The sequence below is a fragment of the Microbacterium memoriense genome (genome assembly GCF_025398275.1).
Classification (GTDB): Bacteria; Actinomycetota; Actinomycetes; order Actinomycetales; family Microbacteriaceae; genus Microbacterium; species Microbacterium memoriense.
This window is the reverse complement of record NZ_JAODOR010000005.1, coordinates 65953-84100: the sequence shown is the minus strand read 5'-3', so window position 1 is coordinate 84100 and position 18148 is coordinate 65953. Positions and strand designations below refer to the sequence as shown.

The window sequence follows — 18148 nt, the reverse complement described above, 5'->3', positions numbered from 1 at the left end:
TTTTCCTCTCTCGATCTGGTCTTTTCGCCCGGCTAAGTGTCGGAACCCCTCGGCAGAATAGGGGTATGGATCTCCTCACCACGCCGCTTCAGAACCTGCGGGCGCAGGTCCGCGAAGTGCTGCGGAACGGGGTCGACGACCGGGCATTCGAACGGGCGACTGAAACAGAATTGGCGCAGCAACTCGCGCTCGTCGCCGAGGTCGGTCGGCTCGCGGACGCGCTCCTGCTCGATGCGGTCGGTGAAGTCATGCGGCGCTCGGAGCTCCCCGAGCGCGACGCGCGGATGACATCGCACCTCGGATGCCGGGACGTCGCCGAACTCGTCCAGAAGATCACCCGGCTCGGCTCGCAGGCCGCCGCGAGGGCGCAACGCGGGGCGAAGGCCGTGCGACCCACGTTGTCGGACACGACCGGCGAGCATCTCGACTCGGCGTTTCCGTCGGTGCGTGACGCGATGCTCGCCGGTGTGCTCGGCGTCGACGGGGTTCTGGCGATCACCGACCCGTTGCAATCAACGGCGCCGCGCGTGGCTGTCGCCGCGCGGCGGGACGCAGCCGACATGGTCGTCGCCGAAGCGCGCGGGGAAGGCCCCGACGGGGCGCCGCCGGCGTGTGCGGAACTATTGAAGATTCATGCGCAGACGTGGGCGATCGCGCTCGATCAAGACGGGGCGGAACCGCGGGAGCGAGCCGCGATCCGCAAACGTGCAGTGATGCTTGGTGTTGCGACGCCGTCGGGTGTCCCGATCCGGGGAACCCTACTCCCCGAAGTCGCCGCGCAACTCCGCACCATCTGGGATGCGCTCCTGTCGCCGAAAGTGTCGTTCACGCCAGGTGACGGTGAACGGGACGCTGAGGGCCGGTTGATCGCGCCGCTCGATGACCGCACGCACGCGCAGCAGCAGCATGACGCGCTCGCGGCCGTGCTGGGAATCGCCGCGTCCAGCGGTCTCCTTCCCACGATCGGTGGGCACGCGCCGACCCTTGTCGTGTCGGTCACTGCCGAGGATCTCGCATCAGACACCGGGTACGCGTACGCGCAGGGGCGCGCGGAACCGATCACGATCACTGTTGCCCGGCACATCGCGTGTGCTGGTGCGATCCAACGGGTCACGACCCGCCGGGACGGGAAGATCGTCGAGATCAGCACCACCGAACGTGTCTTCAACCGGCACCAGCGGAGAGCGATCGCGCTCCGCGACGGCGGATGCGTCATCCCGGGCTGTGGAACCCCGGCCGCGTGGTGCGAGATTCATCACGTCCTCGAATATGCCAACGGCGGCCCGACTCATACCGACAACGGGGTGCTGCTGTGTTGGTTCCACCACCGCTTCCTCGACCGCATCGGGTGGAAGATTCGGATGAACCGGGGCGTCCCCGAAGTCATGGCACCGGTCTGGTTCGACGCGTCCATGAGGTGGAGACCCGTCACGACCTCACCGATCCGGCTCCGCGCACATCTCCTGAGAACCTGACTGGGCACGTATCGTCTCGTCGCTTCGCTCCCTCACCCAACGACCGGTGGCCGCCCGCGCGCCCCGCGAGCACAGCGAGACGAGACACCTCGCGATCACGCCGGGATCAGCAGCGCAACCGGGTAGGTGTCCAGGAGGTCGGCGAGCGCCAGCGGACCGCCGGTGTACTGCCGCCCCGTGAGAACGTCGATGGTCGGTCCGCTCTGCCGCTGGAGAACCGTGTCGCCCCAGCCACCGCGCGCGGCAAGCCCGACGGGCAATCTCGTCGCGACGGCGAGCGCACCGCCCCGGTCGAACGCGATCGCGTGTTCCGCCGCCTCTCCGACGACGGTCATCGGGGTGTAGCGCGAGAACAGATCGGGCCGGTCCCTGCGCAGGCGCAGAGCGCGCGATGTCACGAGGAGTTTGACGGCACCGGTGGCGTCGATCTCCGGCATCCACCCCGCGTCGATCCGGGCCAGAAGCGCACGTCGCTCCGCGAAGTCGACGGCGCGGCGGTTGTCGGGGTCGACGAGGGACAAATCCCACAGCTCCGTGCCCTGGTAGACGTCGGGCACGCCGGGCCCCGCCAGCTGCACGAGCTTCGCGGCGAGCGCGTTCGATCGTCCCGGGCCGGTGATCTCGGCGACGAACTCCTCGACGAGCGGGCGCGCCGCGCCGAAGGCGGCGTCGACGAGCGCATGCACCCGCGCCTCGGCAGCGGCATCCGGATCGGCCCACGACGTGACGACCCCGCCCTCGCGGGCGGCCTTCTCGGCGTAGGCATGCAGTCGCTCGGGCGTCACCGGCCAGGCGCCGACCGCAGCCTGCCAGAGGAGCGCGTCGAGCGGTCCATCGCCGGTCGACGCGATCGCGCGCAGGCTCTCGAGAACCTCGGCCCATCGCCCCGGCACCTCGGCCAGTACCGCCAACCGCGCGCGCACATCCTCCGAGCGCTTCGTGTCATGGGTCGAGAGCGCCGTCATCGCGGCGGGCCACCCGGCCTGACGGCGGGTGGATGGCGCGTGGAACCCCGCGACATCGAGCGCGAACTGCGACGGATCGGCGCCCACTTCGGTCAGCGACCCGAGCCGCGTGTACCGGTAGAACCCGGAGTCCTCGACACCCTTGGCCATCACGGGACCGGTGGTCTGCATGAACCGGCGCGAGAACTCCTCGGCGTCGAATCGGGCGGGCTCCGCGATGACGCCCTCGAGCGCCGCGATCGCGTCGGCAAGATCCGGACGCGCCCCGGTCGCCTCGGCGACGGCGTGGGCGATGTGCTCGACGCCAGCCGGGAGGTACGCCCGGTACACGGGGAACGCCGTCAGCACCTCGGCAAGCGCATCCCGCAACGCCGCGTCATCGAATCTGTCGCGCACGTCGGCGGGCAGACACCGCACGAGACGGCCGACTTCAGCCGCCTGCGACGTGTCCGCGACGGCGCGCTTCGTGTCGTGGATGAGCGCGCTCCACGCAAGAGGTTCCCCGCGCAGGCGGGTGTCGAGTGCCGTCAGTGCCGCCTCCCCCGCAGGGTCGGTGAGCACCCGGTCGATCTCCCCGAGCGCGTCGTACCCCGTCGTCCCGGCGGTTCGCCACCAGCCCGGCAGCTCTTCGCCGTGTTCGAGGATCTTCTCCACCACGACATACGGCGAACCCGCGGCCGCGGCAAGGTGATCGAGGTACCCTCCCGGGTCGGTGAGTCCGTCGGGGTGGTCGATGCGGAGTCCGTCGACGAGGCCCTCGCCGAGCCACCGGAGGATTTCGACGTGGCTCGCATCGAAAACCTCGGGGATCTCGACCCGCACTCCGGCGAGCGAGGTGACGGTGAAGAAGCGCCGGTAGTTCAGTAGTTCGGCATCGCGACGCCAGAACGCCAGAGCCCAGTGCTGACGGGCGACGACGTCACCCGCACGAGCGGGATCACTCGTCTCCTCGACGGGCGCGGTGCCCTTCGCGAGCGGCAAGACGAGGTCGTAATAGCGCGCCGTCCCGAAGGGAGCGGCATCCGCCGGTTCCGGCGAGACAGTGATCTCCCCCGCGCCGAGGACGTCCTCGGGCTCGCCGCCGAGAACGGGCAGCACGAGACGCCCGTCACCGTGCTCCCAGTCGATGTCGAACGCGCCCGCGTGCACCGATGCTCGCCCGCGCAGCAACACGTCCCACCACCACGGATTCTCCGCCGGATTCGCGACGCCCTGATGATTCGGCACGACGTCGACGAGGATGCCGAGACCTGCGGCACGCGCCACGGCGCTGAATCGCGCCAACCCTTCCGGCCCGCCGCGGGCGTCGTCGACCCGCGTGGGATCGACGACGTCATACCCGTGATCGGATCCGTCCGCGGCTTGCAGCAACGGCGACAGGTACGCCCAGTCGGCACCGAGGTCGCGCAGGTACGGCACGACTTCGGCCGCGGCATCCAGATCGAAGGACGCCCGCACCTGCAGCCGGTACGTCGAAACGGGGCGACGGCTCATCGTCCGCTCGACTGCTCCGCCTTCGGCGCCGGTGCCGGCACGATGTCGATCGGGGTCGTGAACGCGGCCAGCGATGCGGCGACCGAGTGATCGACCTCCGGCTGCTCCGGCTCATGGTCGCGCAACACCATCAGCGACCGCCCGACGAGATCGACGTGGTCGCCCCCGGACAGCGGTTCGCCATCGGCGGCCGCGCCGGCCGTGTCGACGATGACTTCCCACTCCGGACCGAACTCGGACTGCGGCATCGTGAACTCCACGTGCTCGTCACCCGCGTTGAAGAGGATCAGGAAGTGGCGGTCGTGGATCTCCTGACCGCGCCGGTCACGCTCGCGAATCCCGTTGCCGTTGAGGAACACACCTACTGCGCGGCCGAAGCCGGAATCCCAGTCCTCGGGCTGCATCTGCGTGCCGTCCGGCCGCAGCCACACAATGTCGGGGACGGGTGCGCCCTCTTCGCGGCGCGCCGGGCGCCCGTCGAAGAAGCGGCTCCGCCGGAAGCTCGGGTGTTCGCGGCGCAGTCTGGTGAGGGCCGCGGTGAACTCGATCAGCGGCTGATCGGCGGAGTCCCAATCGACCCACGTGATCTCGTTGTCCTGCGCGTAGCCGTTGTTGTTGCCGTTCTGCGTGCGTCCGAGCTCATCGCCGTGCGCGATCATCGGCACGCCCTGACTCAGCAGCAGTGTGGCAAGGAAGTTCCGCTGCTGACGTCCGCGCATCGTGAGGATGGCGGAGTCATCGGTCGGGCCTTCGACGCCGAAGTTGTACGAGCGGTTGTGCGATTCGCCGTCGTTGTTGTCTTCGCCATTGTCGTCGTTGTGCTTCTCGTTGTACGAAACGAGGTCGCGGAGCGTAAAGCCGTCGTGCGCCGTGACGAAGTTGATCGATGCCACGGGGCGTCGCCCCGAGTGCTCGTACAGATCGGCGGAACCGGTCAGGCGCGAGGCGAACTCGCCGAGCGTCGACGGCTCACCGCGCCAGAAGTCACGGACGGTGTCACGGTACTTCCCGTTCCACTCCGTCCACTGCGGGGGGAAGTTGCCGACCTGATAGCCACCCGGCCCGATATCCCAGGGCTCGGCGATCAGCTTGACCTGGCTCACCACCGGGTCCTGCTGGACGAGTTCGAAGAAGGTGGCGAGCCGGTCGACATCGTAAAACTCGCGGGCGAGCGTCGAGGCGAGGTCGAAGCGGAAGCCGTCGACATGCATCTCGAGCACCCAGTACCGCAGCGAGTCCATGATCAGCTGCAGAGTGTGGGGGTTGCCGACGTTCATGCTGTTGCCGGTGCCGGTGTAGTCGGTGTAGTACCGCTTGTCGTCGTCTTCGAGGCGGTAGTAGGCCTCGTTGTCGATGCCCCTCATCGAGAGGGTGGGGCCCATGTGGTTGCCCTCGGCGGTGTGGTTGTAGACGACGTCGAGGATCACTTCGATGCCCGCGGCGTGCAACGCCCGCACCATGCCCTTGAACTCCTGCACCTGATGTCCGCGCTGCCCCATTGCCGAGTAGGTGTTCTGCGGCGCGAGGAAGGCGATGGTGTTGTAGCCCCAGTAGTTCGACAGGCCTTTTTCTTCGAGGGTCGAGTCGTTCACGAACTGGTGGACGGGCATGAGCTCGATCGCCGTCACCCCGATGCGCTTGAGGTGATCGATGATCGCCGGGTGCGCGATCGCGCTGTAGGTACCGCGAATCTCCTCGGGAATGCCGGGATGCTGCTGAGTGAGGCCCTTGACGTGCGCTTCGTAGATGACGCTCTCTGCATACGGCGTCTTCGGCAGACGGTCGCCCGCCCAGTCGAAGTAGGGGTTGATGACAACGCCCTTCATCATGGATGCCGCGGAATCCTCGTCGTTTCGAGAATCGGCATCGCCGAAGTTGTAGCCGAAGACCGACTGACCCCACTCGATCTGACCCTCGACGGCCTTCGCGTACGGGTCCAAGAGGAGCTTGTTCGGGTTGCACCGCAGCCCGTTCTCGGGATCGTTCGGTCCGTACACGCGATATCCGTACCGCTGACCGGGCTGGATCGTCGGCAGATAGGCGTGCCAGACGTACGCGTCGACGTCGCGGAGTTCGACACGGGTTTCTTCCCCGTCGTCATCGAACAGACAGAGTTCAACGCGCTCGGCCGCTTCGCTGAACAGCGCGAAGTTGGTACCGCTGCCGTCGAACGTCGCTCCCAATGGATATGCCGAGCCGGGCCAAACCTGCATGAGCGCCTCCTGTGCGTGGGTTACCACCTTAGTTGGCGGAGATCTCCGGATTCTGACCCTTGACATCGCTCTCGCGCAGGGCGATCTGCTCGTCGAGATAGTCGCTGAAGGGCCTGATGCCGCCACCTTTACTCCAGCGGATCTGCGGGATGCCGGCGATCATCGAGAGCGGACCGGAGGATCCCCCGGCATCCACCACCGCGAGATCGACCGGTTCCCAACCGAGATGCAGCGTCTCCCCCTCGGCGAAGCCGCCGCGGCGCGCGGCCGCAGCGAGTGCGGCGCGAGCCCGCTGCGACTCGGCGGTGAAACCGCGGATGACCTCGGCCCGGGCGCGAAGGACATCGCCGGTCGCGGCGAGGGTATCCGTCCCGATGAGCAGAACCCCCAGATGCCAGGCGTCGCCGACGGGCACGATCCGCGGCGCGCGGCCGATGCCGAGGACTTTCCGAGGAGTCGCCCACTCCCCCAGACGCTCCCGGGGGATGCCGGTGAGTCGAGCCCTCGCGGCGTCGATCAGCGAGGTCGCGCGCGCGGTCATCAGGCCCGGTCGTCGACGAGATCCGTCGGCGCGAACGTGTCGCCCCGCAGGGAGACGGCTATCAGCGGAAAGAGCAGCACCGACAGCATCCCGGCGCCGACGAAGACGGACGCCGTCGCGCTCGAGATGAGCTCCTCATCCACGCCGATGCTGGTCACCGCGACGATGATCGGAAGCCCGGTCGCCCCCATCAGCATGACGGCAAGACGCTCCTTCGCCCCCGCGCCCTCGGGCGCCGCGAGCAGGGAGGGAACCCCACGGACGACGAGGAGCACGAGGAGCACGCCCACGACCGCGAGAAGCAGGATCGGCGTGGCCAGGAGCGATGCCAGGTCGAACGTCACGCCGGTGTAGATGAAGAAGACGGGCACCAGGAAGCCGAAGGCGAGCCCCTCGATCTTGCTTTCGACACTTGCGCGATCGTGCTCACTCGCATCCCGCATCAGGAGGCGCCAGACGATGCCGGCCGCGAATGCGCCGAGGAGCATGTCGAGGTCGAGCACGATGCTGAGCGCGGTGAGCGCGGCGAGGATCAGCATGACGGTGCGCACCGCGAACTGGCCCGACGTGTGCAACGTCGCGTTCACGAAGCGGTGCAGCGCACCCTGCGGAACTCGGGCGGCATACCAGATCGCACCCGCGGCGATCAGGATGAAGGCGCCGAGGACCAGAGTCGCCACTCCCGGCTCGCGGCTGCCGAGGAGCACCGAGATCGCGACCAGCGGGCCGAACTCGCCCACGGCACCCAGAGCACCGACCGCGCGTCCGAACGGGGTGCGCAGTTCACCCGCATCCCGCAGGATCGGCAGCAGAGTGCCGAGGGCGGTCGATGCGAGCGCGACAGCGATGACGATCGCACCCGGGCCCGGCACCAGGATGAAGCCGACGACGACGCCCAGCACCAGAGAGATCAGCCATCCGCCCACCGCGCGCTTGCCGGCCCGGTCTCGCATCGCGGCGAACTCGATTTCGGTGCCCGCGATGAAGAACAGCATGGCGAGACCGAACTCGGAGAGCAGTTCGACGAACGCGGAGGGGCCGGTCCAACCGAGCACGCTCGGCCCGATGACGATGCCGAGGACCAGCTCGAATACGACGACGGGCACACGAATCCACGTGCCGACGGCGCGTGCCGCTACGGGGGCGAGTACCGCGAGAAGCGGGATCAGTACGATCGCCGTGTCCAGATCATCCATACCGGAACGGTACCGAGCCTCAGATACCGCCGTCGATCGAGCGGACGAACTCGCCCGGCTCTTCCGGCACCATGACCGGAGTCTCCCGGTTGAGACTCTTCCCGCCGAAGAAGGGCCCTGACCGCGGGAAGACGTACCAGATCACCATCAGCACGACGCCGACCAGCAGCGCTCCGATGCCGACCACGAACGTTCCGCCGATGCCGAAGAGCACGGAGTATCCATAATCGACGTCGTACATGTCGATCGCGGACTTCACGAAGGCGAACGTCAGCATGAGCGCGCCGAGGAGCGGGAAGATGCCCTTGAACCAGAGATCGCGACCCGAGCGACCGAGGTCGCGGCGGAAATACCAGACGCACGCGAAGCCGGTGATGGCGTAGTAGAACGCGATCGCGAGACCGAGCGAGAGAATCGAATCCTGCAGGATGTTGTCGCTGATGAGCGTCATGCCGACGTAGTAGCAGATCGCGACGGTGCCGCCGACGAGGGTCGAGAACGACGGCGTCTTGTATTGGGGGTGCACGGTTTTGAAGCGCTCCGGAAGTGCCCGGTACACGCCCATCGCGAGCGTGCCGCGCGCCGTCGGGAGGATCGTCGTCTGCGTGGACGACACGGCCGAGATGAGCACGGCGACCACGAGCAGCCATCCCCACGGGCCGAGGAGGCCGTCCTTGATGGCGAGGAAGAAATCGTCGGCGTTCGCTTCGTTACCCAGGCCCGTGCTGTCTTCGCCGAGACCGGCATACATCATCGCGGCGATCGTGACGGAGACGTAGGTCAAGAGCAGGATGACGGTGGTGAGCAGCGCCGCGCGCCCGGGGATGCGCTTGGGGTCCTTCGTCTCCTCGTTGAGCGCCAGGCAGGTGTCCCAGCCCCAGTAGATGAAGAGGGCGAGCAGCACGGCTTCGGTGAAGCCGTCGAAGTCGGTGAACGCGAACGGGTTCAGCCACTCCCAGTCGAACGCCGTCGCGCCCGGCGCGGTGCCGGCGAAGAACTGCCAGAGCGCCGCGACGACGAAGATGGCGAGGGCGAGGTACTGGATCGCGAGGAGGACGTTCTGGATGCGTTCGCCGATTTCCACGCCACGCCAGCTCACCCACGTCATCGCGGCGATGAAGATGACGGCCACCAGGATGATGCGCCAGTCGTTGTTCTCGAGTTCGAGCCCGAAGAGGTCCCAGAAGTACACGGAGGCGATCTGGGCCAGGTTCGCGAGGACGACCATGCCGGCGACGGCGACGCCCCACCCGCCCATCCACCCCACCCACGGGCCGAAGGCTTTCGTCGCCCAGGTGAAGGTCGTGCCGCAGTCGGGGATCTCGTTGTTGAGCTCGCGGTACGCGAACGCGATGAACAGCATCGGCACGAAAGCGATGATGAAAGCGATCGGCGCTTGCCCGCCGACCGCGAGGACGACGAAACCGAGCGTCGCGACCAGCGAGTAGACCGGCGCCGTCGAGGCGAGACCGATGACGGTCGATCCCCAGAGCCCGAGAGTACCCGTCGCGAGCCCCTTGCCTTCGGGACGTTCCAAACGGATCGGCGTGGTTTTTCCGAAGTCGCTCATCGCATTCCTTCCGGCGGTGTTTCCCGAAGACTAGACCCTCGCGTGCCGCAGATGCACGCGGGGCCGATCGCCGCGCCGGGCGCGTGTCAGCGCGGGCCGGGACGTACCGAGAGGTCGGTGATGACGGCATCCGCGGGCAGGTCGATCGCGGTGAGGATCGCGGTGGCCACCGATTCGGGATCGATGAAGCGCGCCGGATCGTACGCGTTGCCTTCCTGCTCGTGCACGCGCGCTTGCATCGGGGTCGCCGTTCGACCGGGGTACACGGTCGTCACGCGCACCCCGTGCGGGGCCTCTTCACCGCGCAGAGCGTCGGCGAGCGCCTTCAGCCCATGCTTCGACGCGGCGTAGGCAGCCCATTCGGCGTGTGCGGTGAGCCCCGCGCCGGAGTTGACGAACAGCACGTGGCCGCGCGTGGCCCGGAGGGCCCGGAGAGCGATGCGCGTGAGTTCGGCGGGCGCGATGAGGTTGACGGTGAGCTGTGATTCCCAGGCGCCCAACGGCAGATCGGCGACGTGGCCGAGGTCGACGACCCCCGCGGCGTGGATCACCGAGTCGAGGGTGTCCGGCAGGTCGGCGGCGAGCGCGGCGATCGTCTGGGGCTGCCGGAGGTCGGCGACGACGGCGCTCGACCCGGCGAACAGAGCGGTGAGCTCTGCCGCGCGAGCGTCGTCGCGCGCCACCAGGATGAGCCGGTCGCCGCGATCGGCGAGTCGCCGGGCGACCGCGAGCCCGATACCGCTTCCGGCGCCGGTGAGGAGATGGGTCTGGGACATGCCGCCATCCTCCCATCGGCGCAGGACCCTAGACCGGCGTCACCGCCGCTTCACCCGAATAACTCCTGCAGCGCGGGCACCCGGGTCGGGCTCACCTGCGGGATCCCGCGCCCGCGGCACGTCGCCTGTGGCGGGGCCGCGCAGAGTTCAGGAGTTCTTCAGGTGACGTCGGTCGCACCCGCCGCGCGGCGCCGTGCCCGGCGTTGTCATCGGGGCGGCTCCGCCGCCGGTCGCCCGCCTCCGCGCCGATTACCCGCCTTCGCGCCGGTCGCCCGCCGCGCCTGAATAACTCCTGCCGTATGGACCCACGAGTGGGGCACGCCGGCCGAATCTCGCGCCCCCGCCGGATCGCCGGCGGCAGGGCCGCGCAGAGCGCAGGAATTATTCAGGTGGCACGCCCCGCCCGCCCGATCGGGTTGAATCGAACGGTGGCATCGGCATTCTGGACGTTCCGGCCGGCACGCGCCTCTGACGCCAAGTGGATGGCGGAGTTGCGAGCGGTCGTCCTGCGCCCCGACCTCGAGCGGCTCGGGCGTTTCGACCCCCACCGTGTGCGTACGCGGTTCCTCGCGGCGTACGTCCCTGCCGACACGCGCGTCATTCAGGTCGCGAATCAGGACGCCGGGCTCGTCGCGCTCCGCGAAGAACCCGACGCGCGGTGGATCGAGCACTTCTTCCTGCGACCGTCGCTTCAGGGGCAGGGCATCGGCAGCGAGGTTCTTCGGGCGCTCCTGAGCGAACCCGGCACCACACCGTTCCGCCTGAACGTGCTGCAGGGCAGCCCCGCGCGGCGACTGTACGATCGCCACGGTTTCGTCACCGACTCCGAGGACGACGTCGACGTCTGGATGACCGCTCCCGCGCTCCGCCCGTGAGCCCGCCTCCCGCCGGGCCGACACCTTCCGCACGAGCCGACAGCATCCGTGCGCACAAAAGGATGCGGCTCGCGCGGAACTATGCGGCTCGGGGCGCGGAAGCAAGGGCTCAGAGGATGGCGTCCTCGTGGAGCGCCGAGCTCAACGTCGAGCCGCCCATGTCGAGGAACAGCTGTCCCTCCGTGACCGAGAGCACGAGGTCGTTGCGGCGCTCGAGGAGCCGCGCCGCGGCATCGACGAAACCGGTGTCGAAGCTGCGCACGACGATGTCCTCACCGCGGTGGATCCGCTTGCCGGCAAGGCGCGCGATGACCTTCACGGGATCGCGGTGGGTATAGACGATCGTGCGTTCGGCCGCTTTGCTCCCGAAGTGCAGGCGTTCGGCCTCGGGGGCGCCGATCTCGATCCAGGCGACGAGACTCCCGGTCATGTCCCGCACGAGGACGGCCGGTTCATCGGTCTGCGAGATCCCCTCGCTGAACGCGATTCCCTCCTGATACTCGAGCAGATAGGCGAGCAATCGGGTGACCATATAGGCATCTGTCTCGGACGGATGCCGGGCGACGCGGAGGGTGAGGTCTTCGTAGACGCCGCGGTCGACATCGGCCAACTGCACGGAAAAGGTGTGGATCGTTGCGCCGGTGGCCATGACGACCGAGCCTATCGGCCCTTACCTGCGCACGCTCCGCGCGAGTAGGTTCGTGAGGCAGAGTCGAGGAGAACCGCATGAACCGTCCCGAACGCACCGAATCCGAGCTGCAACAGCTGGCGAAAGACCACCTCTGGATGCATTTCTCACGCCAGTCGACGATGGAGCGCGGCGTGCCGATCATCGTTCGGGACGAGGGCCATCATTTGTGGGATGCCGGCGGACGCCGCTACATCGACGGACTGTCCGGCCTGTTCGTCGTGAACGCCGGACACGGTCGAAAGGTGCTCGCCGAGACGGCAGCGCGCCAGGCCGAAAAGCTCGCGTTCTTCCCGATCTGGTCCTACGCGCATCCCCCGGCGATCGAGTTGGCCGCGCGTCTGGCCGACCTCGCGCCGGGCGACCTCAACCACGTGTTCTTCTCGACGGGTGGCGGTGAGGCGGTCGAGACGGCGTTCAAGCTCGCCAAGCAGTACTGGAAGCTGCAGGGGAAGCCCGGCAAGCACAAGGTCATTTCGCGCTACATCGCCTATCACGGCACCCCGCAGGGTGCCCTCGCGATCACCGGCCTGCCGGCGATGAAGGCGATGTTCGAGCCGATCACGCCGGGCGGATTCCGCGTGCCGAACACGAACTACTACCGCGCGGCCGAGCAGGGTTTCACGGGGGCGACCCCGGAGGAGTTCGGGGTCTGGGCGGCCGATCGGATCGAGGAGATGATCCAGTTCGAGGGGCCGGAGACGATCGCCGCGGTGTTCCTGGAGCCGGTCCAGAACTCGGGCGGATGCTTCCCTCCCCCGCCCGGCTATTTCCAGCGCGTGCGCGAGATCTGCGACCGGTACGACGTGCTGCTCGTCAGCGACGAAGTCATCTGCGCGTTCGGCCGCATCGGCGAGTACTTCGCGTGCGACGCGTACGGCTATCAGCCCGACATGATCACGTTTGCCAAGGCGGTCACGAGCGGCTACGTCCCCCTCGGCGGCACGATGATCAGCGACCGGATCTACGAGCCGTTCCGCCATGGCAACGTGACATTCCCACACGGGTATACGTTTGCGGGCCACCCGGTGGCGGCGGCCGTCGCCCTGGCCAACCTCGACATCTTCGAGGAGGAATCGCTGCTGCAGAACGTGCGGGAGAACTCTCCGGTGTTCCGGAAGACGCTCGAGAAGCTGACCGATCTGCCGATCGTCGGGGATGTGCGTGGCGACGGCTACTTCTTCGGCATCGAGCTCGTCAAAGACAAGGCGACCAAGACGACGTTCGACGACGACGAGTCCGAACGGCTGCTGCGCGGGTTCCTCTCGGGCGCGCTCTACAACGCGGGTCTGTACTGCCGCGCCGACGATCGCGGCGATCCGGTCATCCAACTCGCCCCGCCGCTGACGACCGGCCCCGCCGAGTTCGACGAGATCGAGCAGATCCTCCGCGGCGTCCTCACGGAGGCGTGGAGCAGACTCTGACGCTCAGGTGATGACGGTGTCGAACAGCGTGCCCACCAGGAACGTCGCCCCGAGCGCGAGTGCGCCACCGATCGTGACGCGGAGGATCGCGCGCAGGCGATCAGCGCCGCCGATCCATGCGGCGACATACCCGGTGATCGAGAGGGCGAGAAGCACCGCGACGAACGTGAACCAGATGCGCGCCGGATGCGGGAGCAACAGGATCGTCGCCATCGGCAGCAACGCGCCGGCCGTGAAGGCGACCGCCGAGGCGATCGCCGCGTGCCACGGGCTCACGACGTCGTCCTGATCGATGTTGAGTTCGGCCGAGAGGTGAGCCGACAACGCGTCGCGCGCCGTGAGCTCCTCGGCAACCTTCGCGGCGGTCTCGTCCGACAAGCCCTGCGCGCGGTACAGCCCGACGAGTTCCGCGAACTCGGCGTCGGGGTCTTCCGCCAGCTCTCGGCGTTCCTTCTCGATGAGCGCCTTCTCCGAGTCGCGCTGGCTCGACACCGAGACATACTCGCCGAGCGCCATCGAGATCGCCCCACCGACGAGCGCGGCAGAACCGGCGAGCAGAACCGGCAGCACCCCCGCACTGGCGCCGGCGACACCGACGACGACGGCCGCCGTCGAGACGATGCCGTCGTTGGCTCCCAGCACACCGGCACGCAACCAGTTGAGCCGCTGGGCGATGCCCGTCTGGTGCGGCTCGTCGAGGTGCGTTCCTGCGGGAGTGGCCATACCGTCACGCTAGACCTCGGCGCGCGAGCACGCCACGAAGGTGAGGCGACCCAAAGCACCCGCCTCCGCCCCGCAGAGCCCCGTAGGGTGGAGCCGGGAGGCTGCGATGGGGAGCACGATGAGAACGGCGACGGACCTGACGCGGCGCGACACGATCGCGGCGTACGGAACGGTTCGGACCGGCGGTGAGCCTGATCTGCATGGACTTGTCCACCTCGCCGCGTCGCTGTGTGGCGTGACGCGGGCCGTCGTCAACATCATCGACGACCGGTGGCAGCACCAGATCGCGGCGGAGGGTTTCGATCCGGCCATCTGCGCGATCGAGGACTCGATGTGCGCCGTGGTCCTCGCGGACGCGCGCCACGTCCTCGTGTCCGACGCGAGAGAAGACGCGCGCTTCGCCGATAACCCCTTCGTGACCGGCGAGCGCGACACGGTGCGCTTCTACGCCTCAAGTCCGCTCGTCACCCCGGACGGCGTCGTCATCGGCACCCTGTGCGTCTTCGACGATGTCCCCGGTGACCTCCGGCCGGAGCAGAGCCACTCGCTCGATGTCCTGGCACATCACGTCGTCGACGTGCTGGAGCTGCGCCGCCTGACTCGCGAGCTCGGCCGCTCGAACGAAGAACTGTCGCAGTTCGCCGGCCAGATCAGCCACGATCTCCGCAATCCCCTGACCGCGCTCATGGGTCAACTCGAGCTCGCCGTCGACGGGCTGGCGATCGATGACGAACCGCTCGTCTCGCGGGCACTGACAAAGGCCGAATCGGCCGCGGCCCGCATGGACGACATGGTCTCGGTGCTGCTGAAGTATGCCCGCACCGGCGGACAGCTCCGCCTTGGCGACGTCGACCTGGGGGCGGTGATCGCGGCATCCGTCGACGACATGGCGGCGGCGATCGCCGAATCCGACGCCACCGTCGTGATCAACGCTCCGCTGACGGTCCCCGGTGACGCAACTCTTCTCCGCGTCCTGTTCCAGAACCTCATCGCGAACGCCGTGAAGTTCGCGCACGCGGCCGGGTCGCGTCCTTTGGTCGAGATCGCCGGCGAACCCACCACGACCGGATGGCGCATCACCGTCGATGACAACGGCCCCGGGGTCCCCGAGGACAACCGCGAGCGGATGTTCGAGCTCATGGAACGCGGCAACACGGGGGACGTGCCCGGCATGGGCCTGGGACTCGCGACGTGCCGACGCATCGCGCAGGCGCACGGCGGGCGGATCGGCCTCGAATCCTCACCGCTCGGCGGCGCGCGGATCTGGCTCTTCCTGCCCGATCACCAAGCGCTGCGCGCGTAGTCCTTCAAGAAGACACCGAAGAGGTCTTCGCCTGCTTCGCCGCGGACGATCGGGTCGTACACGCGCGCCGCGCCATCGACCAGATCGAGCGGAGCGTGGAAGCCCTCTTCCGCCAGCCGCACTTTCGTCGGGTGCGGGCGTTCGTCGGTGATCCACCCGGTGTCGACGCTCGTCATCAGGATGCCGTCGGACTCGAACATCTCGCGCGCGCTCGTGCGCGTGAGCATGTTGACGGCCGCCTTGGCCATGTTCGTGTGCGGGTGCCCGGGTCCCTTGTAACCACGGTTGAAGACACCTTCCATCGCGCTGACATTGACGATGTAGGTGCGCGCGGCGGGGCTTGCCGCCATCGACGCCCGTAGCTTCGAGATGAGCAGGAACGGCGCGGTCGTGTTGGCGAGCTGCACCTCGAGCATCTCGAGGGGATCCACCTCGTCCACGCTCTGGGTCCATGAGTTGACGTCATGCAGGTCGGGGATGAGCCCCCCGGCATCGATCGCGGTTCCGGCCGCGAGGCGTTCGAGAGAACTCGACCCGGCCGCCATCGCCTGCTCCGTGAGTTCATCCGCGCGGGAGGCGGCAGCCGCGAGGATCGGATGCGCCGTGACCGAGCGCTCGAGCGCCTGCGGATGCGGGTCGTTCGTGTGCCCGAAGGTCACGAGCGCCGGCAACGGTCCATCGGGGAGAGGCGCGAGTTCGGCATCCACCAGCGGCTGGTACGCGCCCGGGGAGCGCCGCACGGTCTGCGTCGCATTGTTGATGAGGATGTCGAGCGTGCCGCTCGCGGCGACGTCTTCGGCCAGTCCCAGGACTTGCGCCGGGTCGCGCAGGTCGATCCCGACGACCTTGAGCCGGTGCAGCCAGTCGGCGGAGTCAGGAAGGCTCGAGAACCGGCGGACGGCGTCGCGGGGAAAACGCGTCGTGATCGTGGTGTGGGCACCGTCGCGGAGCAGGCGCAGCGCGATGTACATGCCGATCTTCGCGCGGCCCCCGGTGAGCAGCGCCCGCTTGCCGGTGAGGTCGGTGCGCGCTTCGCGCTTGCGGTGGCTCATCGCCGCGCAGTCCGGGCAGAGCTGGTGGTAGAACGCGTCGACCAGCGTGTACGGCTGCTTGCAGATATAACAGGCGCGGGCCTTCAGCAGGGTGCCGGCCGTCGGCGCGGTCGTGGACGTCGAGATCGGGATACCCCGGGTCTCATCGTCGATGCGATCGGGAGCCCCCGTGGCGGTCGCGGCGACCACCGCGCGGTCGGACTCGGCAACGAACGCGCGGGCTTCACGGCGCCGCGCGACTTTTACGGCCTTGAACATCTTCCCCGTCGCCTGTCGGACGGCAATGAAATCCGGGTGCTCGTGGTCGATGGCATCCAACTGGGCGAGCACGCGCAGGGTTGCTTCGAGGTCGGCGGGATCCAGACCGCTGGGCGGCAGATCGGCGGGCGGAGTGGTCTCGTGCACACACAATTCTCCCATGGCAGCGCCTGGACATCGGCCCGGCGGTGCTAGCGTGCGATCGTGCCCGAAGCCCGCATCCATGTCTCGGCCGCCGTCATCACCGATGCGGCCGGACGCCTGCTCCTCGTCCGCAAGTCCGGCACGACGGCGTTCATGCAGCCGGGCGGCAAGCCCGAGCCCGGCGAGAACGCCGCCGAGACGCTCGCCCGCGAGCTGCATGAAGAACTGGGCCTGGCATTGGATGCCGCGCACTTCGTCGCGCTCGGCGCGTACACCGCGGCCGCCGCCAACGAACCCGGGCACCTCGTCATCGCCGATGTCTTCACCGTCGACATCGGCGCGCAGCATCCGGTCGCCGCGGCCGAGATCGCCGAACTCCGCTGGGTGACGCGCGCGGACGCGGCCGCCCTCGAGGTCGCGCCGCTCGCGCGCGAGTACTTTCTCCCCTCCTGACCCGCCTTCCGGGGTCAGTTGTGGCCGCATCCGGGTGGTGAAGCGGCATCACCCGCCCCGTCAAGCCCCATCGGCGATCGCGTGGCGAATGGCAGGGTGGATGCATGACCACTCGCACCGTCGGACCTTTCACCGTCTCGGCCATCGGCCTCGGCGCCATGCCCATGTCCATGAACGGCGATGGCGTGCTGCCTCCGCGGGATGAAGCGATCGCGACCGTGCACGCGGCGCTCGATGCCGGCGTCACCTTCATCGACACAGCCGACATCTACGCGCCCTCGTGGGCTGAGATGGGCCACAACGAGCGGATCGTCCGCGATGCGCTCGCCTCGTGGGAGGGGGACACGACCGGGATCCTCGTCGGAACGAAGGGCGGAATCACGCGCCGCAGCGCCGAGAAGGACTTCGGCCGGGACGGGTCGCTCGCCTACCTGCGCTCGGCCGTGGAGCGGTCGAGGGAAAACCTCGACGTGGACGTCATCGACCTGTACCAGTACCACCGCCCCGACCGCTGGATGGTCTATGGCGAGATCATGGCGAACCTGAAGACACTTCAGGAGGAGGGCCTCATCCGGGCGATCGGCATCTCCAACGCCAGCATCGAAGAGATCGACATCGCCCGCCAGGTGCTCGGTGAAGGCAACCTCGCGAGTGTGCAGAACGAGTTCTCGCCCCGGCATCCCGGGAGCTACGGCGAGCTTCGCTACTGCGACGAGCATGACATCGCCTTCCTGCCGTGGAGCCCGCTCGGCGGAACCGGCGGTGGCGGACGCAATGTCGGCGAGCGCTTCACCACCTTCCGCGAGATCGGCGAAGACCACGCCGTCAGCCCTCAGCAGGTCGTGCTCGCATGGGAGCTCTCCCTGAGCACGCGTGTCGTGCCGATCCCCGGCGCGCGCCGCGCCGCCTCGATCACGGACTCCGCCCAGGCCGCCGAGCTCGCGCTCAGCGCCGACGAACTCGCGCGATGCTCCGCGGCGGTGGGCATCGAGATCTGA

At 68.2% G+C, this 18148-nt stretch carries 15 protein-coding genes; 6 read left to right on the top strand and 9 right to left on the bottom strand.

Annotated features, from left to right (window positions below; translation table 11 throughout):
- Positions 1-65 precede the first annotated feature (65 nt).
- Positions 66-1475, top strand: a complete 1410-nt coding sequence (locus N4R40_RS05175) for an HNH endonuclease signature motif containing protein (RefSeq protein ID WP_261606304.1) — start codon at positions 66-68, stop codon at positions 1473-1475.
- A gap of 95 nt (positions 1476-1570) precedes the next feature.
- Here N4R40_RS05175 and treY read toward each other — a convergent pair whose 3' ends face one another.
- From treY to N4R40_RS05145, 6 genes are all read right to left on the bottom strand, one after another.
- Complete coding sequence (treY, locus tag N4R40_RS05170; protein ID WP_261606303.1) at positions 1571-3934, bottom strand: malto-oligosyltrehalose synthase; 2364 nt, start codon at positions 3932-3934, stop codon at positions 1571-1573.
- Positions 3931-6147, bottom strand: coding sequence for a glycogen debranching protein GlgX (gene glgX / locus N4R40_RS05165; protein ID WP_261606302.1), 2217 nt, complete (start codon positions 6145-6147; stop codon positions 3931-3933). Before glgX ends, treY begins: the two co-directional genes overlap by 4 nt.
- Before the next feature lie 28 nt (positions 6148-6175).
- A complete protein-coding gene (locus N4R40_RS05160) occupies positions 6176-6688 on the bottom strand; it encodes a glutaminase (protein ID WP_261606301.1) in 513 nt (170 codons plus the stop codon).
- Positions 6688-7884, bottom strand: coding sequence for a cation:proton antiporter (locus N4R40_RS05155; protein WP_261606300.1), 1197 nt, complete (start codon positions 7882-7884; stop codon positions 6688-6690). The genes N4R40_RS05160 and N4R40_RS05155 overlap by 1 nt, the downstream gene beginning before the upstream one ends.
- Positions 7885-7903: 19 nt before the next feature.
- Positions 7904-9454: an APC family permease gene (locus N4R40_RS05150; protein ID WP_261606299.1), complete on the bottom strand. Its 1551-nt coding sequence runs from the start codon at positions 9452-9454 to the stop codon at positions 7904-7906.
- An 86-nt stretch (positions 9455-9540) separates the two neighbouring features.
- Positions 9541-10230 carry an SDR family oxidoreductase gene (locus N4R40_RS05145; RefSeq protein WP_261606298.1) on the bottom strand — a complete coding sequence of 230 codons (690 nt, stop codon included), beginning with the start codon at positions 10228-10230 and terminating at the stop codon, positions 9541-9543.
- 428 nt (positions 10231-10658) lie between these two features.
- On the opposite strand from N4R40_RS05145, the gene N4R40_RS05140 reads away from it, so the two are divergent.
- The gene (locus tag N4R40_RS05140; RefSeq protein ID WP_407665836.1) at positions 10659-11105 is read left to right on the top strand and encodes a GNAT family N-acetyltransferase; all 447 of its coding nucleotides are present in this window, start codon (positions 10659-10661) and stop codon (positions 11103-11105) included.
- 109 nt (positions 11106-11214) lie between these two features.
- Here the strand turns inward: N4R40_RS05140 and N4R40_RS05135 are convergent, their stop codons facing one another.
- The gene (locus N4R40_RS05135; protein WP_261606297.1) at positions 11215-11754 is read right to left on the bottom strand and encodes a YaeQ family protein; all 540 of its coding nucleotides are present in this window, start codon (positions 11752-11754) and stop codon (positions 11215-11217) included.
- Positions 11755-11831: 77 nt separating this feature from the next.
- Here N4R40_RS05135 and N4R40_RS05130 point away from each other — a divergent pair, with 77 nt between their 5' ends.
- The gene (locus N4R40_RS05130) at positions 11832-13217 is read left to right on the top strand and encodes an aspartate aminotransferase family protein (protein ID WP_261606296.1); all 1386 of its coding nucleotides are present in this window, start codon (positions 11832-11834) and stop codon (positions 13215-13217) included.
- 3 nt (positions 13218-13220) lie between these two features.
- Here N4R40_RS05130 and N4R40_RS05125 read toward each other — a convergent pair whose 3' ends face one another.
- A complete protein-coding gene (locus N4R40_RS05125) occupies positions 13221-13940 on the bottom strand; it encodes a VIT1/CCC1 transporter family protein (RefSeq protein WP_261606295.1) in 720 nt (239 codons plus the stop codon).
- 118 nt (positions 13941-14058) lie between these two features.
- On the opposite strand from N4R40_RS05125, the gene N4R40_RS05120 reads away from it, so the two are divergent.
- Entirely contained in the window at positions 14059-15243 is a 1185-nt protein-coding gene (locus N4R40_RS05120; protein WP_261606294.1) for a GAF domain-containing sensor histidine kinase, read from the top strand.
- Here N4R40_RS05120 and N4R40_RS05115 read toward each other — a convergent pair.
- A complete protein-coding gene (locus tag N4R40_RS05115) occupies positions 15222-16715 on the bottom strand; it encodes an SDR family oxidoreductase (protein ID WP_261606293.1) in 1494 nt (497 codons plus the stop codon). The genes N4R40_RS05120 and N4R40_RS05115 overlap by 22 nt on opposite strands.
- Before the next feature lie 42 nt (positions 16716-16757).
- Here N4R40_RS05115 and N4R40_RS05110 point away from each other — a divergent pair, with 42 nt between their 5' ends.
- Both N4R40_RS05110 and N4R40_RS05105 read left to right on the top strand, forming a co-directional pair.
- Entirely contained in the window at positions 16758-17150 is a 393-nt protein-coding gene (locus N4R40_RS05110; RefSeq protein ID WP_261606292.1) for an NUDIX hydrolase, read from the top strand.
- Positions 17151-17254: 104 nt separating this feature from the next.
- On the top strand, positions 17255-18148 hold the full coding sequence (locus tag N4R40_RS05105; RefSeq protein WP_261606291.1) for an aldo/keto reductase: 894 nt from the start codon (positions 17255-17257) through the stop codon (positions 18146-18148).